The organism is Bradyrhizobium murdochi, assembly GCF_000472965.1.
In the GTDB taxonomy this organism is placed as follows: domain Bacteria; phylum Pseudomonadota; class Alphaproteobacteria; order Rhizobiales; family Xanthobacteraceae; genus Bradyrhizobium; species Bradyrhizobium murdochi.
Map to the genome: position 1 here is coordinate 25415 of NZ_AXAU01000021.1, position 26193 is coordinate 51607.

A 26193-nucleotide genomic window follows, 5' to 3' on the forward strand; every position below is an offset into this window, starting at 1 on the left:
ATTCTTCCGGCGGCGATCATAGCTTGCGATCATGAACAACGCGCCGATGGTCGCGAGGTTCTTCAAGACATCGACCAGCATCCTGCGTTGCCGTCCCCCGGCTGATTCCGGAAGTCGTACAAATAACAAGTTGAGATCCCGACATAGAGGACCGAGACAAACAGAAAGAAGCGCGCACCAAAGTTCAACGCGATCATCAGCGCCGCGAGGAGTTCGAGCGAACAGACCACAATCGCCAGAAGTTGCGGCGTCGGCATTCCGGTCGCGCTCTCAAGCGGCGCGGTGTAGGACGCGAACGCCTCAGGAACTGAAAGTTCGGTCGCGATGAGATTGGCGGTCTGCTGTATGCCGAACAGCTTCGTCGCCGCATGTAGATGAACAGCAACGCGAACAGAACTCGCCAAAGGTAACGAACGCTGGCTGGTGGACCTGACTGCAGTGCGGACGCGGGAAGAGCGGAACGTTTATGGTCGTTCCGCTCTCCGCCATCAAATCGAATCCGTCTGCGCCCGGAAGGCGACCGCCTTCAATTAGCCGAGTTGCGGACGGCCGGCGCGCTCCTGGGCCTCGACCGCGGCGACCGCCGTCATGTTGAGGACGCCGCGCGCGGTCACCCCGGGCGTTAGGATGTGCGCCGGCCGCGCCGGACCGATCAGGATCGGCCCCACGGGAAGCGCATCCGCCAGGACCTTTACCGTCTGATAGGCGATGTTGGCAGCATCTAGCGTCGGCATGATCAGGATGTTGGCCTCGCCGTCCAACCTCGATTGCGGCAGCACCATCCGTCGTGCAGCGGCCGACAGCGCGGTGTCGCCCTGCATCTCGCCGTCAGCCTCGAGCCCCGGGTGCTGCTCTTTCAGAAGCTGGGTGGCGCGGCGCATCTTGCGCGAGGAATCCGTGTCATAGCTGCCGAAGTCGGAATGCGACACGAACGCGACCTTCGGCTTGAAGTTGAAGCGCTGGACGTGGAGCGCCGCCAGCGAGGCCATTTCCGCCAGTTCCTCCGCGCTTGGGCTGGGCCGCACCTGGGTATCGGCGATGAAATAGGAGCCCTTCTTGGTGATCATCAGCGCCAGCGCCGCATAATCGCTGGTCCCCGGCAAGAAGCCGATGATCTCGCGCACATGCCGCAGGTGGCTCATGTATCGCCCCTCGACGCCGCACAGCATGGCGTCGGCTTCCCCACGCACCACAGCGAGGGCCGCGATCACCGTGTTGTTGGTGCGCACCACCGTGCGCGCCGCATCCGGCGTGACGCCGTGGCGCCCGGCAACGTCGATATAGGACTGCACGTAGGAGCGATAGCGCGGATCGTCCTCAGGATTGACAAGGTCAAAATCCTCGCCCGCCTTGATCGAGAGGCCAAACCGTTTGATGCGGGCTTCGACCACCGAGGGCCGCCCCACCAGGATCGCCCGCGCCAGCTTCTCCTCGAGGACCACTTGCGTGGCGCGCAGCACGCGCTCGTCTTCGCCCTCGGCGTAGATGACGCGCACCGGCTGCGTCTTGGCCTTGGCGAACATCGGCTTCATGACGAGGCCGGAGCGGAACGCAAACCGCTCGAGCAGCGCGCGATATTCGTCGAAATTCTTGATCGGCCGCGTCGCGACGCCGGAGTCCATCGCAGCCCTCGCCACAGCCGGCGCGATGCGCAGGATCAGGCGCGGGTCGAACGGGCTCGGGATCAGCGATCCCGGCCCAAAGCCCTGCGTCTCGCCGGTGTCGAAACCGGAAGCCACCGCGTCGGACGGAGGATCGCGCGCAAGCTGCGCGATTGCATCGACCGCCGCGTGCTTCATCGCCTCGTTGATTTCGGTGGCGCCGACATCGAGCGCGCCGCGGAAGATGAAGGGAAAGCACAGGACGTTGTTGACCTGGTTCGCGAAGTCCGAACGTCCCGTGCAGATCATCGCGTCGGGACGGCCTTTGCGGGCCTCGTCCGGCATGATCTCCGGCACTGGGTTGGCGAGCGCCATCACCAGCGGCTTGTCGGCCATCTGCTTGACCATTTCCGGTCTCAGCACGTTTGGCGCTGACAACCCCAAGAAGATATCCGCACCGGGGATGACATCCGCGAGCACCCGCGCATCAGTGTTCTGCGCATAGACGGCCTTCCAGGGGTCCATCGAGGTATTGCGGCCTTCATGGACGACGCCATCGATGTCGCAGACCCAGATGTTCTTACGCTGCGCACCCATCGACACCAGCAGGTTGAGACAGGCGATCGCGGCTGCGCCGGCGCCGGAGCAGACGATCTTCACGTCGGGCAGCTTCTTGCCGTTGAGAAGCAGCGCGTTGGCGATCGCAGCGCCCACGATGATGGCGGTGCCGTGCTGGTCGTCATGGAAGACTGGGATCTTCATGCGCTCCTTCAGCTGCGCCTCGATTGCGAAGCATTCGGGTCCGCGGATATCTTCGAGATTGATGCCGCCGAAAGTCGGCTCCAGCGCCGCCACGGTGTCGACCACGCGCTCGATGGTGTCGGCCTTGATCTCGATGTCGAACACGTCGATGCCGGCGAACTTCTTGAACAGCACCGCCTTGCCTTCCATCACGGGCTTGGACGCCAGCGGGCCGATATTGCCGAGGCCGAGCACAGCGCTTCCATTACTGACCACGGCAACTAAATTGGCACGTGCCGTCAGAGAGGCGACCTCAGCGGGGTCTTTGGCGATCTCGGTGCAGGCGGCGGCAACGCCGGGCGAATAGGCGAGCGCAAGGTCGCGCTGGTTGACGAGCGGCTTGATCGCCTGGATTTCGAGCTTACCGGGTCGCGGCAGCCGGTGATAGGCCAGCGCCGCCGAAAGGAGATCTTCAGAATGAGATGACATGCTACTCTCGCGCTTCCTAACCCAAGCTTCTAATTCTGTGCTCGTCTAACCAAGGTCAGTTGTCCGGTGGATGGAGCCGGATGTGAAGCACGCCCGGCAGCCTGGATGCAACATCGGATCGCACCCCCATCAACAGCCCCCATCGCATCAAGGCGCATCGGCTAGGGCGGTCTGGGCGTCGACGCGCATGCACAAGACCATCGAGTGGAAATCGCACGAGTGCTGTGGCTTGAAGTGCTCTGCAGTCGAACAACGCCTGCGGGCAGGCCGCGACGATCTCTCTGGCTGGTCAGCCCAATAGGATTGGGATCAGGATGGCGAGGGAGGCTAGGCGCAATTTGCGCACCGCCGTCGCCAACGAGCTGAGCAGCGGTCAGGCTTCACGACGATGGTTATCCAGACTGGCTGCCCAGCCTTGCAGCTGGGTCGCCGCGTCACGTGCCATTTCCGGCAGCGGGCCCGTGTCGCAATGTTCTCGCGGGCAAATGCGGTGCAATATCGCCCGCGCCCGCCCTTGTTTTTGTTTCGAACAGGATCAAACGAGCACGGTAGACACGCTCGATGTCGGGTTTGCAACAACAGTCCGGTTACCCGCGCGAAGGTGCCTATCTACTTTCAACTGCGCTGTTTTTTGCGCTCACGTCGCGGCTGGCACGGTCGTTGCAAAACTCTTGGCCGAGAGCCGCCGTCGCAACAGGAAACCTTTGAAGGATATCAGCATGAGTCTCGCCACGACCCAGAGCATCGCAGAAATCAAAGCCCGCAACAAAGAGCTGATTCAGGAGGTGCTGAGGGTCTATCCGGAGAAGACCGCAAAACGGCGCGCCAAGCACCTCAATGTTCACGAGGTCGGCAAGTCGGACTGCGGAGTCAAGTCCAACCTCAAATCCATCCCCGGTGTGATGACGATCCGCGGTTGCGCTTACGCGGGCTCCAAAGGTGTGGTCTGGGGACCGATCAAGGACATGATCCATATCAGCCACGGTCCGGTCGGCTGTGGACAGTACTCGTGGGGCTCGCGGCGTAACTATTACGTCGGCACGACAGGTATCGATAGTTTCGTGACCTTGCAGTTCACTTCCGACTTCCAGGAAAAGGATATCGTGTTCGGCGGGGACAAGAAGCTCGTCAAAATCATTGATGAAATTCAGGAGCTGTTCCCGCTCAACAACGGCATCACCATCCAGTCGGAATGCCCAATCGGTCTGATCGGCGACGACATCGAGGCGGTCTCCAGGGCAAAATCGAAGGAATATGGCGGCAAGACAATCGTGCCGGTCCGCTGCGAGGGTTTCCGCGGCGTGTCACAGTCGCTCGGCCACCATATTGCCAACGACGCGGTGCGCGATTGGGTGTTCGACAAGGTCACCCCCGAGAGTAAGCCGACATTCGAGCCGACGCCCTACGATGTCGCGATCATCGGCGACTACAATATCGGCGGCGACGCCTGGTCATCTCGAATTCTGCTTGAGGAGATGGGCCTGCGCGTGATCGCGCAGTGGTCCGGTGACGGTTCCCTGGCCGAGCTCGAGGCAACGCCGAAGGCGAAGCTTAACGTGCTGCATTGCTACCGCTCGATGAACTACATCTCGCGCCACATGGAGGAGAAATTCGGTATTCCCTGGTGCGAATACAACTTCTTCGGGCCCTCCAAGATCGTGGAGTCGCTGCGCAAGATAGCCGGTTATTTTGACGACAAGATCAAGGAGGGTGCCGAGCGGGTGATTGCAAAATATCAGCCGCTGGTGGACGCGGTGATCGCTAAATATCGCCCGCGCCTGGAAGGCAAGAGCGTGATGCTGTTCGTTGGCGGACTGCGTCCGCGCCATGTGATCGGCGCCTACGAGGACCTCGGAATGGAGGTCGTCGGCACCGGCTACGAGTTCGGCCACAATGACGATTACCAGCGCACTGCCCAGCACTACGTCAAGGATGGCACGCTCATCTACGACGACGTCACGGGCTATGAGTTCGAACGCTTCGTCGAGAAGATCCAGCCTGACCTGGTCGGCTCTGGCATCAAGGAAAAATACGTCTTCCAAAAGATGGGCGTACCGTTCCGCCAAATGCACTCCTGGGACTATTCGGGTCCGTATCATGGCTATGACGGATTTGCGATCTTCGCGCGCGACATGGACATGGCCATCAACTCACCGATCTGGAAAAAGACCAAGGCGCCGTGGAAGGAGGTCCCGAAGCCGAAGCTGTTGGCTGCCGAATAACCCAAGTGGCCCGGCTCACTGCTGAGAGCCGAATCCAATATTGATCACGATTTTCGAAAGGAATCCTACCAATGCCGCAGAGTGCAGAACACGTGCTCGATCATTTCGAGCTGTTCCGCGGTCCGGAATACCAGCAGATGCTGGCCAACAAGAAGAAGATGTTCGAGAATCCCCGCGATCCCGCGGAAGTAGAACGCATCAGGGAATGGACGAAGACGCCCGAATATCGCGAAAAGAATTTTGCGCGGGAAGCGCTCACGGTAAACCCGGCCAAGGCTTGCCAGCCGCTGGGGGCGGTGTTCGCCTCAGTTGGCTTCGAGGCCACGCTGCCCTTCGTGCATGGCTCCCAAGGCTGCGTGGCCTATTACCGCAGCCATTTGTCGCGGCACTTCAAGGAGCCAAGCTCCTGCGTCTCCTCGTCGATGACGGAGGACGCTGCGGTATTCGGCGGGCTGAACAACATGATCGATGGGCTCGCCAACAGCTATAATATGTATAAGCCCAAGATGATCGCGGTCTCCACCACCTGTATGGCGGAGGTGATCGGAGACGATCTCAATGCCTTTATCAAAACGTCCAAGGAAAAAGGCTCGGTGCCAGCTGATTTCGATGTGCCGTTTGCGCACACGCCAGCCTTCGTGGGCAGCCATGTCACCGGGTACGACAATGCGCTCAAGGGCATCCTCGAGCATTTCTGGGACGGCAAGGCCGGGACAGCCGCGAAACTCGAGCGCGCGCCCAACAAGAAGATCAACCTCATCGGCGGCTTTGACGGCTATACCGTCGGCAACATCCGCGAGATCAAGCGCATCTTCGAATTGCTGGGCATTCAGTACACCATTCTTGCCGATAATTCCGATGTGTTCGATACACCGACCGACGGCGAGTTCCGGATGTATGACGGCGGCACGACTTTGGAAGACGCCGCGAACGCGGTTCACGCTAAAGCAACGATCTCGATGCAGCAGTGGTGCACGGAAAAGACGCTGCCGTTCATCGCCGATCATGGCCAGGAGGTCGTGGCTTTCAATTATCCGGTGGGCGTGTCCGCAACGGATGAGTTTCTGATGGCGCTGTCGCGCATCAGTGGCAAAGACATTCCGGAGGAACTGGCTCGAGAGCGCGGCCGCTTGGTCGACGCGATGGCCGACTCTAGCGCGCATATCCACGGCAAGAAATTCGCGATCTATGGCGATCCAGATCTCTGCTATGGGTTAGCTGCCTTCCTGCTCGAGCTTGGCGCCGAGCCGATCCATGTGCTGTCCACGAACGGCAACAAGGCCTGGGAGGAGAAAATGCAGGCGTTATTTGGGAGCTCGCCGTTTGGGCAGAACTGCCATGCCTATCCGGGGCGAGACCTCTGGCATATGCGCTCGCTCTTGTTCACCGAGCCGGTCGATTTCCTGATTGGTAACACCTATGGCAAGTATCTGGAGCGCGACACTGGTACGCCGCTGATCCGGATCGGTTTCCCAATCTTCGATCGGCATCACCATCACCGCTCTCCGGTGTGGGGCTATCAGGGGGGCATGAACGTGTTGGTGAAGATTCTCGACAAGATCTTCGACGAGATCGACAAGAAGACCAACATTGCCGGCAAGACCGACTATAGCTTCGACATCATTCGTTGATGACGAACGGCGCACGCCATCGCCGGCAAACGTCGGCGATGGCCTAAGCGCACGATGGACTGATCTTCGCGAACAGGCTCGGTTGGGAGGAGAGACGGATGAGTTCGCTATCGGCCACGATCCAGAACATCTTCAACGAGCCGGGCTGCGCCAAGAACGCCAACAAATCGGATGCCGAGCGCAATAAGGGCTGCACCAAGCAGGTGCAGCCGGGCGGCGCCGCAGGCGGCTGCGCCTTCGACGGCGCCAAAATTGCGCTGCAGCCTTTTACCGACGTCGCCCATCTCGTGCACGGTCCGATCGCCTGTGAGGGTAATTCCTGGGATAACCGCGGTGCGGCTTCGTCTGGCGCCAGCATCTGGCGCACCGGACTCACCACTGACATGAACGAAACCGATATAGTATTTGGGGGCGAGAAGCGTCTCTACAAAGCAATCAAAGAGATCATCAACAAGTACAACCCGTCGGCCATTTTCGTCTATCAGACCTGCGTACCCGCCATGATCGGCGACGACATCAATGCGGTTTGCAAGGCGGCTTCGCAAAAGCTCGGCAAGCCAGTCATTCCCGTAAATTCACCGGGCTTCGTCGGCTCCAAGAACCTCGGCAACAAGCTCGCCGGCGAGGCCTTGCTCGAGCATGTCATCGGCACGCATGAGCCGGACTACACCACGCCCTATGACATCAACCTGATTGGCGAATACAACCTCTCCGGCGAGCTTTGGCAGGTCAAGCCGCTGCTTGACGAGCTCGGCATCCGCATCCTCTCCTGCATCTCGGGGGACGGCAAATATCGCGAAGTCGCCTCTTCGCACCGGGCGCGCGCTGCCATGATGGTATGTTCGAAGGCGATGATCAGTGTCGCGCGCAAGATGGAGGAGCGTTACGGCATCCCGTTTTTCGAAGGGTCGTTCTATGGCATCCAGGATTCCAGCGATTCGCTGCGCCAGATTGCCCGGCTGTTGGTCGAACGTGGGGCGCCTTCCGAACTGATCGAGCGCACCGAGGCGGTGATCGCGCGCGAGGAGGCGGGCGCCTGGGCCGCGATCGAACCGTACAAGCCCCGCTTTGCCGGCAAGAGGGCACTTCTGATCACTGGCGGCGTCAAGTCCTGGTCCGTGGTGGCGGCGCTGCAGGAGGCAGGGCTCGAGCTGGTCGGCACCAGCGTCAAGAAATCCACCAAGCAGGACAAGGAGCGCATCAAGGAGCTGATGGGACAGGATGCCCACATGATCGAGGACATGACGCCGCGCGAGATATACAAAATGCTGAAGGACGCGAAAGCAGATATCATGCTCTCGGGCGGCAAATCGCAGTTCGTTGCGCTGAAAGCGGCGATGCCCTGGCTCGACATCAACCAGGAGCGCTGCCACGCCTATATGGGCTACCTCGGTATGGTGAAGCTGGTCGAGGAGATCGACAAGGCGCTGTTCAACCCGATGTGGGAGCAGCTGCGTCGACCAGTGCCGTGGGAGGAGGTGGCCAAGAATAGGCAGACCAAGGTGATGGCGCAGATGGACGCGCAGGCCGCCGAGGTCGCCGCCGATCCGGAGACGACCCGGCGCGCGAAAAAGGTCTGCTTCTGCAAGGAAGTCGATCTCGGCACCCTCGAGGATGCAATCCGCTCCCATGGCCTGACCAGCGTCGAGGCAGTCAGACAGCACACCAACGCGTTCGGTGGCTGCTGCAAGAGGCGTATCGAGGACATCCTGGCGAAAATGCCAGTGTCCTCGCCGCCTGCCATGCTGCAGGCCGCGGAATAGGACGGCGTCATGGCGATCGTCACCACGCCGAAGAAGGCCTGCGCGGTCAACCCGCTGAAGATGAGTCAGCCGATTGGCGGCGCATTCGCCTTCATGGGCCTGCGTGGAGCGATGCCGCTTCTGCACGGCTCGCAAGGGTGCACATCCTTCGGGCTCACGCTGTTCGTGCGGCATTTCAAGGAGGCCGTGCCGCTGCAGACGACTGCGATGAGCGAGGTGGCGACCGTGCTCGGCGGTTATGAAAATGTCGAGCAGGCTATCCTCAACATATACAATCGTGCCAAGCCGGAGATCATCGGGATCTGCTCGACCGGAGTGACCGAAACTAATGGCGATGACGTCGACGGCTACATCAAGCTGATCCGCGAGCAGCATCCGCAGCTCGCCAAATTTCCTTTAGTCTTTGTCTCGACGCCCGATTTCAAGGACGCTTTTCAGGACGGGTGGGGGAAGACGGTGGCATGCATGGTCGAGGTACTGGTGGAGTCGCCGGCGGGCGGGGCGGAGCGTGATGCCGCGCGGGTGAATGTCCTCCCCGGATGTCACCTGACGCCGGGTGACCTCGACGAACTCAGGACGATCCTGGAGGATTTCGGCCTGAAGCCATCGTTCCTGCCTGATCTCGCGGGATCTCTGGACGGGCATATCCCGGACGAGTTTACGCCAACGACCATTGGTGGCATCGGGGTTGACGAAGTAGCGGGCATGGGCCGGTCCAGCTGCACCATTGCCATCGGTGAGCAGATGCGGTGGGCGGCAGAAGCCATGCAGGCCAAGACCGGGGTGCCGTTCCGCCTGTTCGAGCGGCTGTGCGGCCTCATCCCCAACGATGAATTCATCGCTTTCCTGAGCGACATCAGTGGCCGCCCTGTGCCAGCAAAATATCGGCGCCAGCGCGGCCAGCTCGCCGACGCGATGCTGGACGCCCATTTTCATGTCGGCGGCCGCAAGCTCGCGATTGGTGCCGAGCCTGACCTCCTGTTCGACCTGTCTAGCATGCTTCACGAGATGGGCGCGCAGGTGACGGCAGCCGTAACGACCACGCAGTCGCCGGTGCTGGAGCGGATCGGAACCAACGAGGTGTTGATCGGCGATCTCGAGGATCTGGAAGAGCTTGCTAGGACGAGGAATTGCGACCTGCTGATTACGCATTCGCATGGCCGCCAAGCGGCGGCGCGGCTGAAGATTCCGTTTTATCGCGCGGGATTTCCGATGTTCGATCGAATCGGCGCGGGACACCAGCTATCCGTCGGCTATCGCGGCACGCGCGATGTGATCTTCGATATCGCCAATCTCGTGATCGCCGACCGCGAGGAAAATCATCAGCCTACGCCCGATAGCTGGCGGACCTCGAGACAGCCCTTAAAGCCCAGCCGCCGCAGCTTCATCGCCTCAACAGAGGAATCGATTGCATGAAAGTCGCATTCGCTACCCAAGACTTGAGGCGCGTCGATGCGCATTTTGGCTGGGCCAAGTACATCGCGATCTATGATGTTGGGCCGATCGGGCACGTATTTCTGAAGGCAGTTCAGTTCGACGGCGATCTCAAGGAAGACGGCAACGAGGACAAGCTCGCGCCCAAGATCGAGGCAATCAAGGATTGCGCCATCCTCTATGTCGCGGCCATCGGCGGCTCCGGTGCCGCGAGGGTAGTGGCGAACAATATACATCCGATCAAGGTGAACAAGCCCGAGAACATCCTGGTGCTGGTCGAGAAGCTTCGGCGCGTGCTGAAGGGTACGCCGCCACCCTGGCTGCGCAAGGCGCTGGCAAAGAACCAGGAGCGCACGCTCGATTTCGAAGAATGAGGACGACATGACTGAAGTCGCAGATATCGTGCAAACCGATCGCGCGCTCGATGCGCCATTCGTGAGGGAACTGATCAAGATCTGGCGCGCCCAGGACGTCCATGGCGCGTGGGACGGCAAGAGCGATCTCGATTTGCTCGAACCGTATATTCTGGACAAGGAGAAGCGGCGGGCACTGCCGATCGTCGGCGATCCCGATCCGGATACGGTCTGGCGGCTGGAGCTGTTCTTCAATGCAGTCGCGCTCTCGATCGAGAAGGCGACGGGTGTGATGATCCAGCCGATGCTGAAGATGCACCATGAAGGCTTTGGCCGCATCGTGCTGATCGGCGGCCGACTGATCGTGGTGAACAAGCAGCTACGCGATGTGCATCGCTTCGGCTTTGACAATCTCGCAAAGCTCGCCGCCGAGGGTGGCAAATACGTCGAAGGCGGCATCAAGATGATCCGGAAATTTCCCGACGTCGCCAACTATTGAGAGCAGCTCATGAGCGACATTGAAATGCTGAAAGCAGAAATAAGAAAGCTGTCGGTGAAGGCGACCAAGGCCAAGATGGATCTGCACGATTTGTCCGAGGAACTTCCCGTCAACTGGACCTCGATCTTGGCGGTGGCGCAGAAGGCGCACGATGCCTTTGCCGAACTGGAGCGCAAGCGCGAGGATCTCAAGGCGCTAGAAAAGGCCTAAAGGGTATCCGATTATGTCATTTGCAACGCGCGACGGCCGCGACTGGACGCCGAACTACCTGATCTCAATTGATCCCAAGAAGTGCATCGGTTGTGGCCGCTGTTTCAAGGTCTGCGGTCGCGACGTCATGACGTTGAAGGGGATCAATGAGGAGGGCGATCTTGTCGATCTCGACGATGACGATGAGATCGAAAAGAAGATTATGGTGATGAATGACCAGGGCGCTTGTATCGGCTGCGGCGCCTGCGCCCGGGTTTGTCCGACCAACTGCCAGACCCACCAGCCCGCCGGAACGGAGGCCGCTTGACAGCGCCTCTGCCCGCCTTTCCCGCAGGCAAGCGGGAGTTGGACGGCAAAGCCTCGCTGAAGGGACTCTCCATATGCTGCGCTCGGGGATAGAGCCCTTGGCGCCGATCCATTCCCGCCAGCTTGCGGGTGCCGAGCCGACCCCAGGGGTAGAATCATGCCCTCGTCGCCCGCAATTCTCTTTGGATGGAATGCCGATCACACGCTTATGTAATACACTTCATCTCGGTCCTTGCATGTTACGACTACACTGGTGGTACCCCGTAGAAGAGGGTGAGTTCTCGCTAGCTCCTCTGCCAAGCGCTCGGCCGCACGGAAGGCTTGCACCTCGTTTTCGAATGCCAACCCGCAGGGGTCGTCGACATTCCGCTTTCCTGCGAGATTGAAATAAAAACGAAGCATTGCTCGCCGGCCTTGTTGCACATGAGAAAGAAAACAGATTTTCATAAACGAGATGCGGTGATCGCATGTCACCCATAACGAAGTGTGCGCTTCCGGCTACCTAGCTCGAGGCTACTACGGGGCGTCAGACGATGAGCAGAGTGGGCGCCAATCACTTAGGCGGCGCAATCTCGGCGGAATTGTAGCTCATGGGTTTATCCTTGGTTGTTTTCGCCTACCGCAAATGAAGAAAAGGCACAATGCCGCTGGAGAAAAACAAATCAGATAGTTGGTACGCTTCGGACGAAGTGAAGCATGCCGACTACAGCAACGACTTAAACGGTGCGTTCCTACGTACAAGCTTAACGATCAGGAAGGCTCTCAAAAGGTCCAATAAAGGCCGAAGCTTCGTTCTCGCGAAGGGGTGACTCCTTCGCAGAACCAGAGTCGGACGATGCTCACGACGACTCGGTCGGAGAGGAATTCTCAATAGATATGACGGACGGTAGGGATCACGCTGAATCATCAGTGACGACAGACGAACAGCGCGAGCTGGAGTGCTGCAAGCAGGAGATTGCGCATCTCAAGCAGTTGGTTGTGCAGCTTTCGGAGATTGTTATGCGCAACGTCGTACGGCGCACCGAGGACCGAACATCGGAACGCTTGTGAATTCTGAGCCTGCGCGCGCGGTGAAGCTTAACCTCGCGAGCGGCCGCTATGACGTCGAAGGCCGAAAATCGATCAGACATGATCAGGGCAGCGCGGTCATTGGATTGTGGCGGTTTTTGTCCTCAGAGCTCCAGAACGGCCTTCAAGCGAGCTTTCTCTAGACGATGCTTGAGCGCAGTGAGCCTGTTAGCAAACTCGGTCACCTCATGAATAGCGAGATCACCAAAAACAAACTCGTCGAGTGCTTCCTGTTGTGCGGCGACGCTCGCAAAATGCTTTTAAGTCTTGTCCGTCAGCGACATCTGGACGACCCGGGCATCGCTGGTAGAGGGCTTGCGCCGCAAGAAGCCCTTCTTCTCCAGCAGCTTTGATTGCGTAGTGACGAATGAAGCGCGCAGGAATGCGTGCGCGCCACGCTCTTCCCGGTCCGCAAGTCGTGTTGGCGCGGTTCATGGCAGCGGACAAAAGCTTTCGGAAGGCTCGCCGGGCGCCACAGCGCAACCGATGCATCTGAGCAAGATCAACGACGAACTTGCCGCAGTAGTCTGGTAGTAGTCTGGAGGAACTGCATCATTGTGGCCTGCCTGCTTTGTATTCCTCAGTCAAAGCAGAGAAGTTGATGCAAAAGCATCCTGTGCAGATGCACAAAGGCTTATGAATACCGATCGATTATCTTCGAGAGTTTGATTCAGCTAGACGCAATCTGAATCGCACTGGAACGCGATGATCGCGATCAGAAACGCGAGATTTCTTGCTTCCCAAAGGCCTCGGACACGTTTTCCTTCCAGCGCACCGATCCGAACGGGCGTTCCAACATGCGTCGGACCCGCACGGGCTCAGGGCCAATGTGGAAAGCAATTGCCTGCTGTTCAATCGCGCGCTCCGACGGAGTCGAGCGGTTGCGCTGGCGCAAATAATCGAGCCATGTCGGGCAGTGATAGCGCTCGGTCCATAGTTCGGGATCGGCGATGTCGCGCGCTATCGACCAGCCATAAGCGCCATTGCGCTGCCGGAACAGCTGTACGTCCTGCATCACGTTGTGAAAGGACCGCGCATTCCCCTGCATTACGCGATATTCGATCTCGACAACCAACGGGCCGCTACGTCCGGTCAGCGCCAGCCGCACCTCAGGATCCTCAAGCACCTCGGCCTCTTCGCCCCACGCGCCGACGCGCGGCATGCGCCACCAAAGGCCTAGGAGCGGCGAGACCAACATCAGGGCGGCCGAGACCAGGAGCGCAGTTTGGACCCCAGCGACATCGGTGAGATGGCCCCAACCCCAACTGCCGACAGCAATCCCGCCGGAACTCGCCGCCTGATAGGCCGCGAGCGAGCGTCCCGCCACCCAGCGTGGCGCCGATAGCTGTACGCCAATATTGAACAGTGCCCACGCCATCATCCACACGGCGCCCGCAAGGAAAAGCGCGGCCGTCGTCAGTATCGGCTCTCGGCTCAGCGCCACCGCGGCAATCGCACAGCCCATGGACAGCGCACAGGCGCGGATCGCCGCCTCGCCACTCATGCGCTTCCGCACCTCAGTGAGATTGAGAGCGCCGATCACCGCGCCTAGGCCAAAGGCGCTCAGCATGATGCCATAGGTCTGGGCATCGCCATGGAGGAGATCGCGCGCCACTAGCGGCATCAGTGCGATGATCGCGCCGCCGATCGCGCCTGTTACCATGGAGCGGGTCAGAACGATCTTGATCGATGGCGAATTGGCGATGTAGCGCACGCCCGTAACGATGGCACGGTTAAACCTTTCAGGCGGCAGACGCGACGGTTCGGAGAAAGGTTTCCACAGGAACAGCGCCAGCATTAGTGGCAGATAAAGCAGCGCGTTTAGTGCGAAAGCAGCTACTGCGCCAGCGGTCACAACGACAATGCCACCGATTGCCGGACCTACACTGCGCGCGATATTGTAGCTGATGCTGTTCAGCGCGACGGCCGCGGGAAGAGTTTCCGACGGTACCTGTTCGCTGACCGAGGATTGCCAGGCCGGATCCATCAGCGCCACACCGCTGCCGACCACGAAGCACAGCGCCAATAACAGGTTCGGCGTGACTAGGCCGAGCCAGGCGAGGGCCGTCAGCGCGGCCGCGCCCGCGAGCGCGATACCAAGCGAAAATAGCATCACGATGCGCCGGTCATGCATGTCGGCAATGGCACCGGCCGGCATCGAGATCAGCATGACCGGCAGCATCAAGGCGGTCTGGACCAGTGCGACCTTGTCGGCCGACGATGTCATCTGCGTCATCGCCCAAGCCGCGCCAACGCCCCGAATCAAGGCGCCAAGATTAGAGAAAAGACTCGCCAGCCATATGCGGCGGAACGTGACATGGTGGAACGGCGCAGTGATGCTATCGGCGCTGAAGGTCTGCAACTGGGGCAACTCGGTCATTTGGCTCCTGCCTCGCCTCCGATAATGTGAACCTGGGCCAGATCAGTGATGGTCCCGGCAACCTCGACGCTACCAGGCAACCTCGGTCTGCCTTGTCGATTTGGCCGACCCAGCAGCGACATTGGTCGGTGAACGCGATCATCGTTCCGGTCTGGGCAGGTTTCGCGGTCAAGCACGGCATGTCCCGCTCGGTGGCGGTCTTGACTTGAAGATTGATGCTGATCGCGTAGCGGATGGACATGGCTTAGATCACGGCGACGTGAGGCGAGATCGCTGTTTCGCAGCCAAATCTCAGATGAAGCTCTTGAACGGCCGAGTTCCGATATTTTGATCTCGTCAGGGTGGATGGGCCACGCGAGTGAATGGCGATACGATATTCGCGATTCTCAATTTGCCTTCGAACACCGATCTAAAGGAATTCTCCTCAGCTCTGTCGGCCGCAGCATAGAATAGAGTGACCAAACGCGGGTTTTGCGCGTTGTATGCGAGTGAGCGATGAAAAAATGCGTAAACGCACCTCGCGCCTTGGATGGCGGCATCAGCCTATACTTTGGTTTTCGGACGAAGCATCATTGCAAAGGGCAAAGTCTGCACTTGAGTACTTGAGGAGTTCATCGGACTGAATATCGAGCAAGACTTCTGCCACGGCCGCAAAGCGGGCGTAGCACTTCTCAAATACGACTGTCGTCCTGAAGCGAAGCCGAATGATTTGACGCTCGCTTCGTAGAATTTCCATCGAGTGGGCCCCGTGGGTCGTGTGGACACTTATCGCATCCATAGGACGATGGCACCGAAAGTGACGACGGCACGGTAATTTCGGGCGGTCTTTTCGAAGCGGGTTGTGACGCGGCCGGAACTGCTTGAGTTTGAGAGGCACATTCCACGAGATGGCGGGGACATAGAGATGCTTGTCTCGCGGATATTTGAGCGCGCGACGTGTTGGTGTGGGGATGATGGCGAGCGCGCCTTTGCCATACCTGGCGCAATTGATCGGCCTCGTAGGCCGTATCGGGCCATGACGACCTCAACGGCGCGACGGAAACTGGAGGAGCTTCGATGCAAGGATGTCTGCAGAGCAGCTGTCTGAGGAAAGTGCTCGGCCGAAGCGTGAACGGCTTCCTGGGCAGGATTCAAGCGGCTTAGGTTGGCATGTCAAGCGCAAGCTCCAGAAGCCTAAACATTTACCGTTCTTCGAAGCCGAATTCGATCCAGCTGCTCGGGGATCGGCGCGCTAACGCTCCGGCCTTCAGTCAGAAGCGCACCTCCAAAGAAGGCCCCTCAATGTCCCTGAAGCGCGATTTTCCCGAGGTTCGCCGCAAAACCGCGAATAATTGCGTAATTTCGCTGGGAAAATGCAATCTGTCCCCGAAGCAGCGGGGAAAAGGCACCGGATTCGAATAATGATTTATCAATTAACCGGTCAACGGCGCAAAGCAGCGACTGCTGCTCTCCTTGTAATGGAATCGAGAGTTTTTATGCGCAATCAAGACTTTGTCTCCGGTAGTCTCCTGGCCCTGACGGCGGCCGGCCTCGCGCTGCTCTGCTCGAGCCTGCTCGCGTTTGCATTCATCTAAAGGCAGCGCGCTACTCGCGCTGCGAAAGCGCTCGCCGTGCGCAAAAATGCACGAGTCCCCTGAATCCAAAAGAAGATAACTTTGACGCTGAAAAAGGACTTTAATCTGAATGAAGGCCGAGAACACAAGACTGAGGCCGCTGGTATCTAAACGGAAATGACTAAGGTGAGAGGTTTCGGGGAGTCGCCGACACGGTTTGCCTTTACTCGCTCGATCTTCTTTCTGGTCTCACGATGTTGAGCCCGCCGGCAATGCCATTCCCGCAACTTCTTCGTCGTCAGTCCGGCTCGACGGTTTGCCGGGATGGATGATCCGAAAGAAAAGCGCGCCGGTCCTATTCATCGCGCAACCGCCAGCACTGCCCGATACTCGCAACTCATCTCATCTAGCCCCACGTTCCGCTTTTGATCGCTCCTGCTCCAGAGCTTCCATACCGTTTCGATGCAGCCAAAGAAGTCCCCTTGCGAGCTGACGGAGATCGTTTCGCTTCGGACCAATGGGCAGCCGTCTTGCGCGACGAAGAGCGTCCGCAGCTTGCTTCTCCAGCGGCGAGAATTCCCACTCTGTCGGCATCACCTGATCTACTCTCAATCAAACGCTCCGTTAGCTACGCCGCTCAGGCGCCAAGTTTTGTGAAATGGTTCACAAAGGAAAAGCGTCGTGAACTGGTCAGGTAGCCCCCAGTCGTCTGTTTTCCTTTTGACGCAAGCGTTCACAAGAGACGCGGCATGAGCTTCGTGCAGACTGCAAACACATTCAAAGATGTGGATGGAGGCGAACGCGCGACAATGCACGACAGCTTGTCGGCGATCGTGATGCTTTGGAGGGCCCCGACCGCGCGCCTTAACGCTGCACCATTCTGAGAGCTGCGATTGATCGCGCACAAATGCGGCTCTGGCCGCTATCGAGGAGCTAGGCTGCCCCTAGCAAGAAAACAGCGTTTCTGCAACTAGGCCGTCTGCGATGTGGCGCTGCGCTGTAGGAGACCAGCTCAGACAAGCAGAGAGCGAGCCAGGCGAATTGCCCAGTGCTGGCGCGCAATCCGAAAGACCGTGACGTCCGCGATATGGTCAGCGCTGTGAAAGACCTCGGCGTGGAGACCTACGTCACGCTCGGCATGCTGACTCCCTGGGCAGGCCGCACGGCTCGCCGAAGCTGGGCTCGACTCCTACAATCAGAATGTCGACACTTCGCCTGAGTTCTACGACAAGATCATCACCACCGCACCCTGCAGGATCGCATCGATACGCTGGCGCACGTGCGCAATGCCGGCATCGAGATCTGTAAGGCATCGTCGGCCTGGGTGAACGCGTTGATGACCGAATGGGCTTGCTGGTTCTGCTCGCCAACCTGCCGAGCTATCCGGAGAGCGTTCAATCACCTTTGGAGTCAGGTCAAGGGCGTGCCAGTCAACGATACCGCGGAGAGGCTGAATCCGATCGCCCTGGTGCGGTTGATCGCGGTCGCCCGCATTCTAATGGTGAGAAGCCCTAGTGCGGCCCTCCGCCGGAGGTGTCGCCGGCAATATTTTTTCTCGCACGGTAACAAACGATCCGTTCGTTGTGGATATTGGAAAGCGGGTTCTCCGACTGCGATGAAAATTAGCTTGTCTTCGACTCGCGCAGCCGCTCTTTCTCTGAGACTATTGATGTCAATCAATGGTGCTTAGAGAGGGGAACACTGATGGTTTGGAATGACGTCTTCGACGAAGCCAACAACTCCGGTCTGCGCACACCTCCGCGTCGTATGACTTGCGCGTCGTGTTGTTGACCTAATCCATTTCGCGTCAGCGTGCTGACACCGCAGATAGCGAACGCTTCTACAGGCCGTACCCTGCCGTCGGATTTTGAATAGATGCGCACCCGCTTGTCTGAGCCGCGTGATGCAAGTTGCTGCCCGCTTTAATCAATCGCCAGCTCGCCGAGGAAAATAGGATGACCACGATAACGATCCTATCAAATTCGCCTATCGGATGCCGAATGTGTCCGGGCGGCCCCGTTATTTCGTCGATTGAGCAACGCACCAGCTGGGAGATCGACTACAATTGAAAGCGCGGCCAGATCGCCGAGAAGGCCGGCTTCGACTACGCCTTGACCCAAATCCGTTTCACCGCTGGCTATGGCGCCGACCAGCAGCACGAATCGGTCAGCTTCTCGCACGCGCTACTCGCAGCAACTGAAAAGCTCAATCATCGCTGCCATCCCACCGGCCCATGGAACTCAGGGCTGGCCGTACTCATTCGGACAGGTTCAATGTGGGGCGACACCCAGATCCAAAGAAGAAAGAGCGCTCCGTACGACCATGACAATCTTGCCGGCAGGTTATCTTTCGATTTTTCTGGCGATTATTTCAGTTGCCATCGACACGATATCACCATCACCAATGGTGTGAACTAAAGCGTCATTTGAGCTTCAAGATCGCAGCATATCTGCTTTGGGTCGGATGCTGCGGCAGCCTCGCTGCCCCGATGCTACTACGTGGTACGTTGAGCTTGGAGGAGGATGTGACATGGTGACCACGCGTGAAGTGTCTGTCGACGACGCCACAACGGTGACCCAAATGGTTGCTGCCCTACTTGCCGAACTTGGGGCTGGCCAAGCGCAGGCCGGATTAGATACCCAGCTGGTTGCCAACCTTCTCGCCATGAAAGAGCGCGTCTATGGGTTTCTCGCCTTCACCGAGGAACGTCCTGTCGGTATCATCATGGTGTCGGAAAGCGCTGCGCTTTTTGCTCGCGGAACCTACGGCATTATCACCGAACTCTACGTGGTGCCGGATCAGCGATCGTCTGGGGTCGCGATGCACCTTATTGAGGCTGCCGTGGGCCTGGGGACGGTAAAAGGCTGGGGCCAACTTGAAGTGGGAGCGCCGAGGCAGCCGATGTGGAGCCGCAGCCCCAACTCAGCATTGTACTTGAAGGCCGGCTTTGCAGAGATCGGCCCACGCCTCAAGTTGCCGTTGCATGGCCTAGCTAGCCGACGTGCGCAAGGCAATCCTGCGGGCGATCCGCGGTTAGATCCTCGGCGGCAACGCGCCCGATACCGCCGTGTCTCGGATTCATCTGCTGCAGGGTTTGCATGAGCGTCGACTTGCCGGCGCCCGATTTACCCGCGATGAAGTTTGTGACGCCAGCTCGTGAGCGGAGCCTTTTCTTGATGGGACCGCGGCACCCAGTACTCGTCGGATCGCATGATCGTCATCACGCGCTGAGTAACTGCCGAGCGGCCCGGATCCGGCGAACCAGCTGTACGCGACAGGTCGTAGTAGTCGATCTTGAAGAAGTAGCGGTCTGAGCCGAGATAGAACCGAAGTCGTGCTCACCTTACGATCGTTGCCTCGAGTAAACCGATCTAACTTGCGCACGAGCTCAAGCAGCTCGGCCTAGCTAGCAGGCTGTTGAAGGAGCAGCCAATCGGCGGGCGATAAAGGGAATGTCGTCGCCGGCTTCGAGGCATATCTCGTCGGCCGTGAAGAATCTCGTAAGTCCTTGAGCGGGATTCGATTTTCTGGTCACAACGACATTCGAGATTGCCGGGTTTTGGGCGTTGAGGCTCCAAAAGCTTGCAATCTCAAACCTCGCTCCGTTCCGAAAATCGACTCCCGCTCAATGGCTTGGGGGGTTCTTCACAGTCGACTATTTATCAACGAGGCTCGCAAATTCCGATCCGGCGGCTGCCGCAACAATCGCCGAAACAACGGCCGCTCGCCGCAAACGACCGCTGATCCTTGTCCGGTTTCTGACAGTGTGCAACGGCTATCGTCGGGTTCAAGACACCGCCCGCCATGTACGGTGCGAACGGTCTTCAAAGCGAACCCGAAGCTTAACGCGCTTGAGCGCCGTTGGCACAGTCATTGCTATTTAGAGGCGGCAACACAGAGTGAGGGGAGGGCTGAGCGCATTCAAACGCGTGTAACGAGCGATGTTCTCCTCCTCTAAATCCGTATACGCATTTCTGAGAGAGAAACCAGCGCGCGGGAACAGCCGCGCAATCTTTGACAATCGGTTGACGGAGAGCAACATGCCTTCAGTGAGACTGATCATCTCTTACGGAAACCATGGTATCGAAGTCGAGCTCGCCGCAGAACAGGTTAGTGGCACTGGCCGAGATGGGTCACAAGATGCTACTCGTTCGCGGGGGCAAGGCGGATTCCACCTGGTTGATCCCACACGCGAAGCGCAGGACACGAATCCGAGCTTCGCTGATAAATCCCGGCAGTCTCGACGATCTCGAAATCATGACGTGATGCAGATCAACCAGAATATCTGGTGCGTGGAGTCCGGCGGTACGGAGAAATGTGTCATCACATTGATCACTTCCTAGAAGAGAACGGCGCCTATAACGCGGTTCTAGACCACGCCCAGATTCCAAGCAGGCCAATCACTATCGCAACGCTTTGAACAAGATCCACAATAATGGCAGGCAATGGCACCATCCCGACCCCGATCACGATGGACGAGCTCGAGGACATGCTCATGGAGCACGGCATTACGGATGAGGTCGACGGGTCCAGCATCCAAGACACCCCCGAACTCGCCGCCTCATTCTTTGCTACCCAAAGATGGAGAGTTAAATGACTACCCCAGTAGACGTATCTGTGCGGCGCCAAACGACAGACGTAGATGCAATGCTGGCCGAACTCCGACTATGCGAACGCCCGCACGATGTGGAAGTGAGCGGCATGCCCTTACACATTTTGCCTGGCGTTTTGTCACCGCGCCTAAGTCACGCTCCCGATGCCTTGATGTCGAAGTGGCGCATCGACCCTGGCGCAACGGTGCTAGATCTTGGATGCGGGTCAGGTATACTAGGGCTTGCAGCACTCCGAGCCGGGGCAGGACGCCTACTGGCTCTCGATATAAATCCGCAAGCCGTCCTCACAACGGAGATAAACATCGAGCGATTAGGTTACTCGGACAAAGCAGAAGCGCGCTGTAGCGACATCTATTCTGCGCTGCAATCCGGAGAAAAATTTGACGTCATTCTCTTTGCCGCACCCTATTGGAATCGGAAAGCAAAGGACGACCTGGAGCGCTCCTGCTATGATGAAGATCACAAAGTTATGGCCTCAGCTCTCGCGGGAGCGCATCTCTGGTTGAATGCCGCCGGGCTAATGTATGTGGTGTTCTCCGATCAGGGAGATGTTGGACGCGTCTTGAACTTGATTGATCAGAGTATGCTGCGTGTCAGAGACATGCATATTTTCCGACCATCGATTGCAGGTGGGCACGTCCGCATTGTTTGGGAGCTCACGGCTCGATAAAGTCGACTGTGAAGAACCTCCCAAGCCATTGAGCGGGAGTCGATTTTCGGAACGGAGCGAGGTTTGAGATTGCAAGCGTTTTGGGGTTGAAGGCCCGAAAGTTTGCAATTTCGTTTTTGCGATTCCCTCGAATCGCAGGTCGTGATTGCGTGGTTGGATCGGAGGGGGACGATGCGACCCAAGGAACGACGGGACAGCGGACCGGCCGATCTTCTGCGCTCGCGGCTGGACGCGATCATCGACATGGCATGACGTACTCCCTGATGGTGGTGTAGCTCGGTAGAAGCAAAGCCGCCCGGACGCGCGCCCCCAACTAGCGCCGCAGCGGGGGGCTTCGCGGTGGTCACCGGGAGTTCTCCGGTAGGACCGGCTTGCGACTGCTGGGTACTTGAGAACGTATGTCGCTTTGTCGCGTTGACGTTTACGGCGGGAAACGGCACGCCTTGATCATCCGTATGTAGCGATACCGGATACGGTTGATGACGAAGACCAAAGGCATGTCTAAAGCCTGGACGTATACGCGTCGTACGATGCTGTTGGGCAGTAGCTTCTTGGGTAGCGCGTTGTTCGGGGGCGTTACGGTGCCTACACCCAATCGGCCGCAGCGCAAGGTTGCCATGGTGTTGAAGGCGGCCGACTCTTCCTTCGTCGTTGGGTGCACACAAGACGGCATTACCTCGTTGCGTTATCGTAACGATGCGTATGACACGGATTATGTCCTGCCTGGAGCCGTGCTGGGGACGGCTCACGCTAGAGTTCGGCGTGCCGGATCCGAGTGGCATACGCTTCGAACCGGCGCTGATGCAACGAAGCCGATGCATAGCGCGGCCCTTGAACTAGCAGCCCGCGATGCCGGCGTCCTTCTCACGACCCGCCTCGCAGTCGACGAGGCTGGATTGACGTGGGAGATCATGCTGCGGAACGACGGCATGGCGAGTGTGGAGGTTGGCGACCTCTATTTGCCCATGCCGATGAACACCGAATTTCCGGCAGGGCAACCGGTATCGGTGGCTGTTTTGAAGCACAGCTTCGTCTCGGGGCATGGATCGCACATCTTCTGGATTCGCGGCAACAGCACCGGTCCCTTCCTCATGCTCTTACCGGAAGCGGACACGTCACTGGAATATTGGGATGTCCACAAGGATTCGGCCGAAGCCAGTGGGACGTGGTGCGCCTACATCTTGGGCGGGGCGGCCGCCGGCGAGGCAGTGGCGGGCGGGACTCGCTGGCGACAGCCGACCCATTCCCTGTCCCTGTCGCCGGCCGAGCAACGGCGTTACCGTCTCCGCTTCCAGTGGGTTGCCGATTACGAGGCGGCGCGCAGGGCTATCGCGGACGCCGGTCTGGTGGACGTGGAAGTAATGCCGGGCATGACGGTTCCCAATGACCTGCATGTCGACATCGCGCTCGCGTCCTCCATTCCGGTGGAGCGAATCGAAGCGGAATTTACCGGCGACACGGTGGTGCAACGGTTGCCAGATCGGGCTGGCAGGCGACTGTGGCGGGTTCGCTTTTCGCGATTGGGCGAGAACCGGCTGACCCTGCACCAGCCGGGTGCGCGCCAGACCTTTCTTGAATTCTTCGCTACCGAGCCCGTCGAGACGATGATGAAGAAGCGCGCAACCTTCATCGTGAAGCGGCAGCATCGTGACCCGTCCAAATGGTACGACGGTTTGTTTGGCGAGTGGAATATGGAGACGCAGGTCCTGCTTGGCCCGGACAATTACGACCGGATCAAGGGCTGGCGCATCTACGAGGTGACGTGCGACGATCCCGGGCTGAGCAAGCCCGCTTACCTCGCGACCAAGAATGCCGAGCATCCTGATGTGGCGGAAGTGGCGGCGCTGGATCGGTATATAGATACGTTCGTCTGGGGCGGGCTGCAACGTACCACACAGGAGGCATACGCCTACGGCCTCTACGGCATACCGGATTGGAAGCAGAACAGGGAAAGCAGCGATCCCGGCCCAAAGGGCCGCCTGCATATCTGGCGGCCTTATGACTATCCGCACATCTTCGCGATGTATTTGGCCATGCACCGCATCGCGCGTGACCATCCCGCGATACCCACCCGCCAAAGCGCACGAGATTATTTGGTACGCGCCTACGGTACGGCGCTGGCCATGTTCACGGTGCCGATGCGCGTGGTGATGTGGTCTGCCTACCGCACCGGCTTCTACAACGAATGTGTGATCCCCGAACTGGTTTCGGCGCTCACGACGGCGGGCTTGACGCGCGAGGCGGCGACGTTGGAGGCGCACTGGGCGCGTAAGGTGCGCGCCTTCGTCGATCCGAAGGCGGACCTGTTCAAGTCTGAATATCCGTTCGATTCCACAGCCTTCGAATCAACGCAGGCACTGGCGCGCTCGGCCCTTGACGACCCTGTCGCCATGGGGGTTTCGAAGGCGGCAGCGCGTGCCTTCGCGGAGCGTCAGATCGCTGCAAATCTGTTCTGCCGTGGCTGGCTGGAACCTGCTTATTACTACCTGGGCAGCGATTATCGCGGGACTGCGGGCGACGCCTATACGCTGACTTACATGGCGCAGATGGGTGGCTGGGCGCTGCTTGATCATGCGCTGAACGATGCAGACGACCCGCATCCGCTCCTTCGTCTCGGCTATGCGTCACAACTCAGCGCGTGGGCTTTGCTGAACAGCGGCCCTGCGTCGGCCGGTCATGGCTATTGGTATCCGGGCGAGGAGAATGACGGCGCGGCCGGTGGCGGCTTCGAGCCGGCGCCGAGCGGGACCACATGGCTCGGTCAGCCGCATCACCGTGGTCCGTGGTATTACTCGTGCGAGATCGACCTGGGATTTTGTGGCGCTGTCCGCGCTGCTGCGACGATCATTGCCGACGATCCCATCTTCGGCCAGGTTTGTCACGGTGGCATCATGGAGACGTTCGCTCACACCCTGCGTATCTGGCCACGTGATGGCGTGCGGCGACGGCTCAACGTGCGGCTACAGTCTCTCCGACTGGACTTGGTGCTGCTCGACGCCCGATTCGGGGCGGATCGACCGATCATTCTGAATTTGGGGGAGGGGTGGATCAGCCTTACGCCTGAGCCCTTTGCCCCATCTGCATCGGGAGTGACCTTCGAATTGCGGTACGATGACGGGAGGAAGCGCAAGGAAGTCGTCGACATCACGGACAGCCAGATCGTCGTCCGCTTGCCTGCGGCGCGCTTACCGCGGGTTCAGGTTCGCTAGTGTTGCCGATTATCGGGTGCGATCGGCACTTATGGCCTGCTGTTCCACGCGGCTTCCGAGGCGATGACGATCATCGCCGCAAATCCCGAGCATCTCGGCGCACGAATCCGCATCGCCGCGGTGCTGCATACCTCGGGTTCGGCGATGACCCACTATCCGCACATCCACATGATCGTGCCGGGTGGCATCGGCGGCAAATTCAATAATCGTCGAAATATGGAAAAAGTGAATGCCGTGGCCGCCCTCTCCCGGGAGAATCGCCTCTAGACTATCAATCGGCACTGGAATGGGACTCCCATCGGCGTCCAAAAGGGGCTCGGACTCATATGCGGAACGGCCCGGGCTGCAAGATCTTTCTCTGGTTGAACAAGGGATGACGGTGCGGTCATATGTTCGGCCTGTAAACGCGGCACTTGGCCGCTAGCCACGATGATATCCGCGGAAGCAATCGCCCAATCAATTTCTTGCGCTCGAAGCGCAGTGAGTCAGGCGGTCTGATTGCTGCCGGGAATAACGAGCCGCGTGGGGGATTTTCACTTCCTCGTCGAGGACGAGGCCGGGCATGAATTGCAGTTTGAGGATGTCCGCTTTTTGCTCAGCGAGGCTTAGCACGAAGGGCCAAGTTCGAGGCGGATCCATTGCTAGCCGGGAGTGAAGCAAGGATGTCCAGCCCTCGCTCATGGCGCCATCTCTTTTTGTCTTTTTGACAAACTGTGCCAATTGGCCCGATCACTTTGACCCACAAACCGACAAATTGGATTGATTTTCGACCTGCACGCTGAGTAAGTGATTTTCGACGAAATCACCATTTTTGCGGCATAATTCGACGCTCAATATGGATTTTCGACTATGCAGCTGAACTTAGCGGAGACAAGGGCTTTCCAGGACAAGGAACTGCCTACCGAGGCCCAACTTGTCGGGCAGTCCGCATTGGTCCAGACGCTGTCGGTTGCGGCACCCGTCCGTCGGCCTAGCGCCGTGTCGGAAAAGCATATCCGTGGCAGCCACCGGGATGAAGGCGACTGGCGGCTGTTCGACAAGTGATATTTGGCCCGGCGATAATTTTGCAGATCACCTCACCTTGGCCCTGCGCCACGAGGACCTCGATCTCCTCGTGATCAAGCGCGTGTTCAAGGCAGTCCCGAAGGCAGAAATTCGTGACTTTGTCACGGCGGCACCAACCGGTGCTCGCGCCGGGTCTGGTTCCTCTATGAAATGCTGACTGGTGAGACGCTCGACATTCCGGATAACCCGAACGTCGCAGCTGTCGATTTGTTCGACCCGAAGGCTTACTTCACAGGCAAAGCCCAAGCTGTCAAAACGGCACCGCGTTCGCGACAATCTGCTCGGGACGAAAGATTTCAGCCCCTTTCATCCGAAGGACTTCCGCGCTCGTTGCCCTCACAGAGAGTGGCCTTGCGGAAAAGGCCCGCGAAACCGTCGGGCGTACC

18 protein-coding genes and 6 pseudogenes are annotated in these 26193 nt (G+C 59.0%); 16 read left to right on the forward strand and 8 right to left on the reverse strand.

Annotated features, from left to right (window positions below; all coding sequences use genetic code 11):
* Positions 1-62: 62 nt before the first annotated feature.
* Together YUO_RS42115 and YUO_RS0129700 are read right to left on the reverse strand one after the other, a co-directional pair.
* Positions 63-404: a DoxX family membrane protein gene (locus YUO_RS42115; protein ID WP_235782862.1), complete on the reverse strand. Its 342-nt coding sequence runs from the start codon at positions 402-404 to the stop codon at positions 63-65.
* Positions 405-530: 126 nt separating this feature from the next.
* Positions 531-2831, reverse strand: coding sequence for an NADP-dependent malic enzyme (locus tag YUO_RS0129700; RefSeq protein WP_028350530.1), 2301 nt, complete (start codon positions 2829-2831; stop codon positions 531-533).
* A 719-nt stretch (positions 2832-3550) separates the two neighbouring features.
* On the opposite strand from YUO_RS0129700, the gene nifD reads away from it, so the two are divergent.
* The 8 genes from nifD (at position 3551) to fdxB (ending at position 11250) form a co-directional block, all read left to right on the forward strand.
* A complete protein-coding gene (gene nifD, locus YUO_RS0129710) occupies positions 3551-5053 on the forward strand; it encodes a nitrogenase molybdenum-iron protein alpha chain (RefSeq protein WP_028350531.1) in 1503 nt (500 codons plus the stop codon).
* A 71-nt stretch (positions 5054-5124) separates the two neighbouring features.
* On the forward strand, positions 5125-6684 hold the full coding sequence (gene nifK / locus YUO_RS0129715; protein WP_028350532.1) for a nitrogenase molybdenum-iron protein subunit beta: 1560 nt from the start codon (positions 5125-5127) through the stop codon (positions 6682-6684).
* Between the two features lie 98 nt (positions 6685-6782).
* Positions 6783-8447 (forward strand): nitrogenase iron-molybdenum cofactor biosynthesis protein NifE, encoded by a 1665-nt coding sequence (gene nifE / locus YUO_RS0129720; RefSeq protein WP_028350533.1) that lies wholly within the window; start codon positions 6783-6785, stop codon positions 8445-8447.
* A gap of 9 nt (positions 8448-8456) precedes the next feature.
* The gene (gene nifN, locus YUO_RS0129725) at positions 8457-9863 is read left to right on the forward strand and encodes a nitrogenase iron-molybdenum cofactor biosynthesis protein NifN (protein ID WP_028350534.1); all 1407 of its coding nucleotides are present in this window, start codon (positions 8457-8459) and stop codon (positions 9861-9863) included.
* Positions 9860-10255, forward strand: coding sequence for a nitrogen fixation protein NifX (gene nifX, locus YUO_RS0129730; protein WP_028350535.1), 396 nt, complete (start codon positions 9860-9862; stop codon positions 10253-10255). Before nifN ends, nifX begins: the two co-directional genes overlap by 4 nt.
* A gap of 7 nt (positions 10256-10262) precedes the next feature.
* Positions 10263-10733 (forward strand): NifX-associated nitrogen fixation protein, encoded by a 471-nt coding sequence (locus YUO_RS0129735; protein WP_028350536.1) that lies wholly within the window; start codon positions 10263-10265, stop codon positions 10731-10733.
* A 9-nt stretch (positions 10734-10742) separates the two neighbouring features.
* Positions 10743-10943: a CCE_0567 family metalloprotein gene (locus tag YUO_RS0129740; RefSeq protein WP_028350537.1), complete on the forward strand. Its 201-nt coding sequence runs from the start codon at positions 10743-10745 to the stop codon at positions 10941-10943.
* A gap of 13 nt (positions 10944-10956) precedes the next feature.
* Positions 10957-11250: a ferredoxin III, nif-specific gene (gene fdxB, locus YUO_RS0129745; protein WP_028350538.1), complete on the forward strand. Its 294-nt coding sequence runs from the start codon at positions 10957-10959 to the stop codon at positions 11248-11250.
* Positions 11251-11447: 197 nt separating this feature from the next.
* Here fdxB and YUO_RS49020 read toward each other — a convergent pair whose 3' ends face one another.
* The 4 genes and pseudogenes from YUO_RS49020 to YUO_RS47980 all read right to left on the reverse strand — a co-directional run.
* Positions 11448-11696 (reverse strand): DUF6894 family protein, encoded by a 249-nt coding sequence (locus tag YUO_RS49020; protein WP_430649566.1) that lies wholly within the window; start codon positions 11694-11696, stop codon positions 11448-11450.
* Between the two features lie 881 nt (positions 11697-12577).
* On the reverse strand, positions 12578-12697 hold the full coding sequence (locus YUO_RS49025) for a MarR family transcriptional regulator (RefSeq protein ID WP_430649569.1): 120 nt from the start codon (positions 12695-12697) through the stop codon (positions 12578-12580).
* A gap of 335 nt (positions 12698-13032) precedes the next feature.
* Entirely contained in the window at positions 13033-14697 is a 1665-nt protein-coding gene (locus YUO_RS0129765; RefSeq protein WP_028350541.1) for an MFS transporter, read from the reverse strand.
* Between the two features lie 765 nt (positions 14698-15462).
* A pseudogene (locus YUO_RS47980) lies at positions 15463-15710 on the reverse strand (IS5/IS1182 family transposase); the annotation flags it as partial.
* Between the two features lie 1597 nt (positions 15711-17307).
* On the opposite strand from YUO_RS47980, the pseudogene YUO_RS47985 reads away from it, so the two are divergent.
* The 3 pseudogenes from YUO_RS47985 to YUO_RS49030 form a co-directional block, all read left to right on the forward strand.
* A pseudogene (locus YUO_RS47985) lies at positions 17308-17799 on the forward strand (biotin synthase BioB); the annotation flags it as partial.
* A gap of 444 nt (positions 17800-18243) precedes the next feature.
* Positions 18244-18502, forward strand: a pseudogene (locus YUO_RS45200) (dimethylsulfone monooxygenase SfnG); the annotation flags it as partial.
* A gap of 412 nt (positions 18503-18914) precedes the next feature.
* A pseudogene (locus YUO_RS49030) lies at positions 18915-19082 on the forward strand (GNAT family N-acetyltransferase); the annotation flags it as partial.
* A gap of 160 nt (positions 19083-19242) precedes the next feature.
* On the opposite strand, the gene YUO_RS49035 reads toward YUO_RS49030, so the two are convergent.
* Positions 19243-19350, reverse strand: a complete 108-nt coding sequence (locus YUO_RS49035; protein ID WP_376712050.1) for a hypothetical protein — start codon at positions 19348-19350, stop codon at positions 19243-19245.
* A 25-nt stretch (positions 19351-19375) separates the two neighbouring features.
* A complete protein-coding gene (locus YUO_RS47990; protein ID WP_347335954.1) occupies positions 19376-19543 on the reverse strand; it encodes a DUF3768 domain-containing protein in 168 nt (55 codons plus the stop codon).
* 747 nt (positions 19544-20290) lie between these two features.
* Between YUO_RS47990 and YUO_RS49040 the strand changes: the two are divergent.
* From YUO_RS49040 to YUO_RS48000, 5 genes and pseudogenes are all read left to right on the forward strand, one after another.
* A pseudogene (locus tag YUO_RS49040) lies at positions 20291-20847 on the forward strand (P-loop NTPase family protein).
* Complete coding sequence (locus YUO_RS0129810; protein WP_028350545.1) at positions 20844-21533, forward strand: 50S ribosomal protein L11 methyltransferase; 690 nt, start codon at positions 20844-20846, stop codon at positions 21531-21533. The pseudogene YUO_RS49040 and the gene YUO_RS0129810 overlap by 4 nt, the downstream one beginning before the upstream one ends.
* Before the next feature lie 479 nt (positions 21534-22012).
* Positions 22013-24742, forward strand: a complete 2730-nt coding sequence (locus YUO_RS42130; RefSeq protein ID WP_235782863.1) for a DUF5695 domain-containing protein — start codon at positions 22013-22015, stop codon at positions 24740-24742.
* 30 nt (positions 24743-24772) lie between these two features.
* A pseudogene (locus tag YUO_RS49045) lies at positions 24773-24928 on the forward strand (transposase); the annotation flags it as partial.
* A 663-nt stretch (positions 24929-25591) separates the two neighbouring features.
* Positions 25592-25786, forward strand: coding sequence for a hypothetical protein (locus YUO_RS48000; RefSeq protein ID WP_235782864.1), 195 nt, complete (start codon positions 25592-25594; stop codon positions 25784-25786).
* Positions 25787-26193 lie beyond the last annotated feature (407 nt).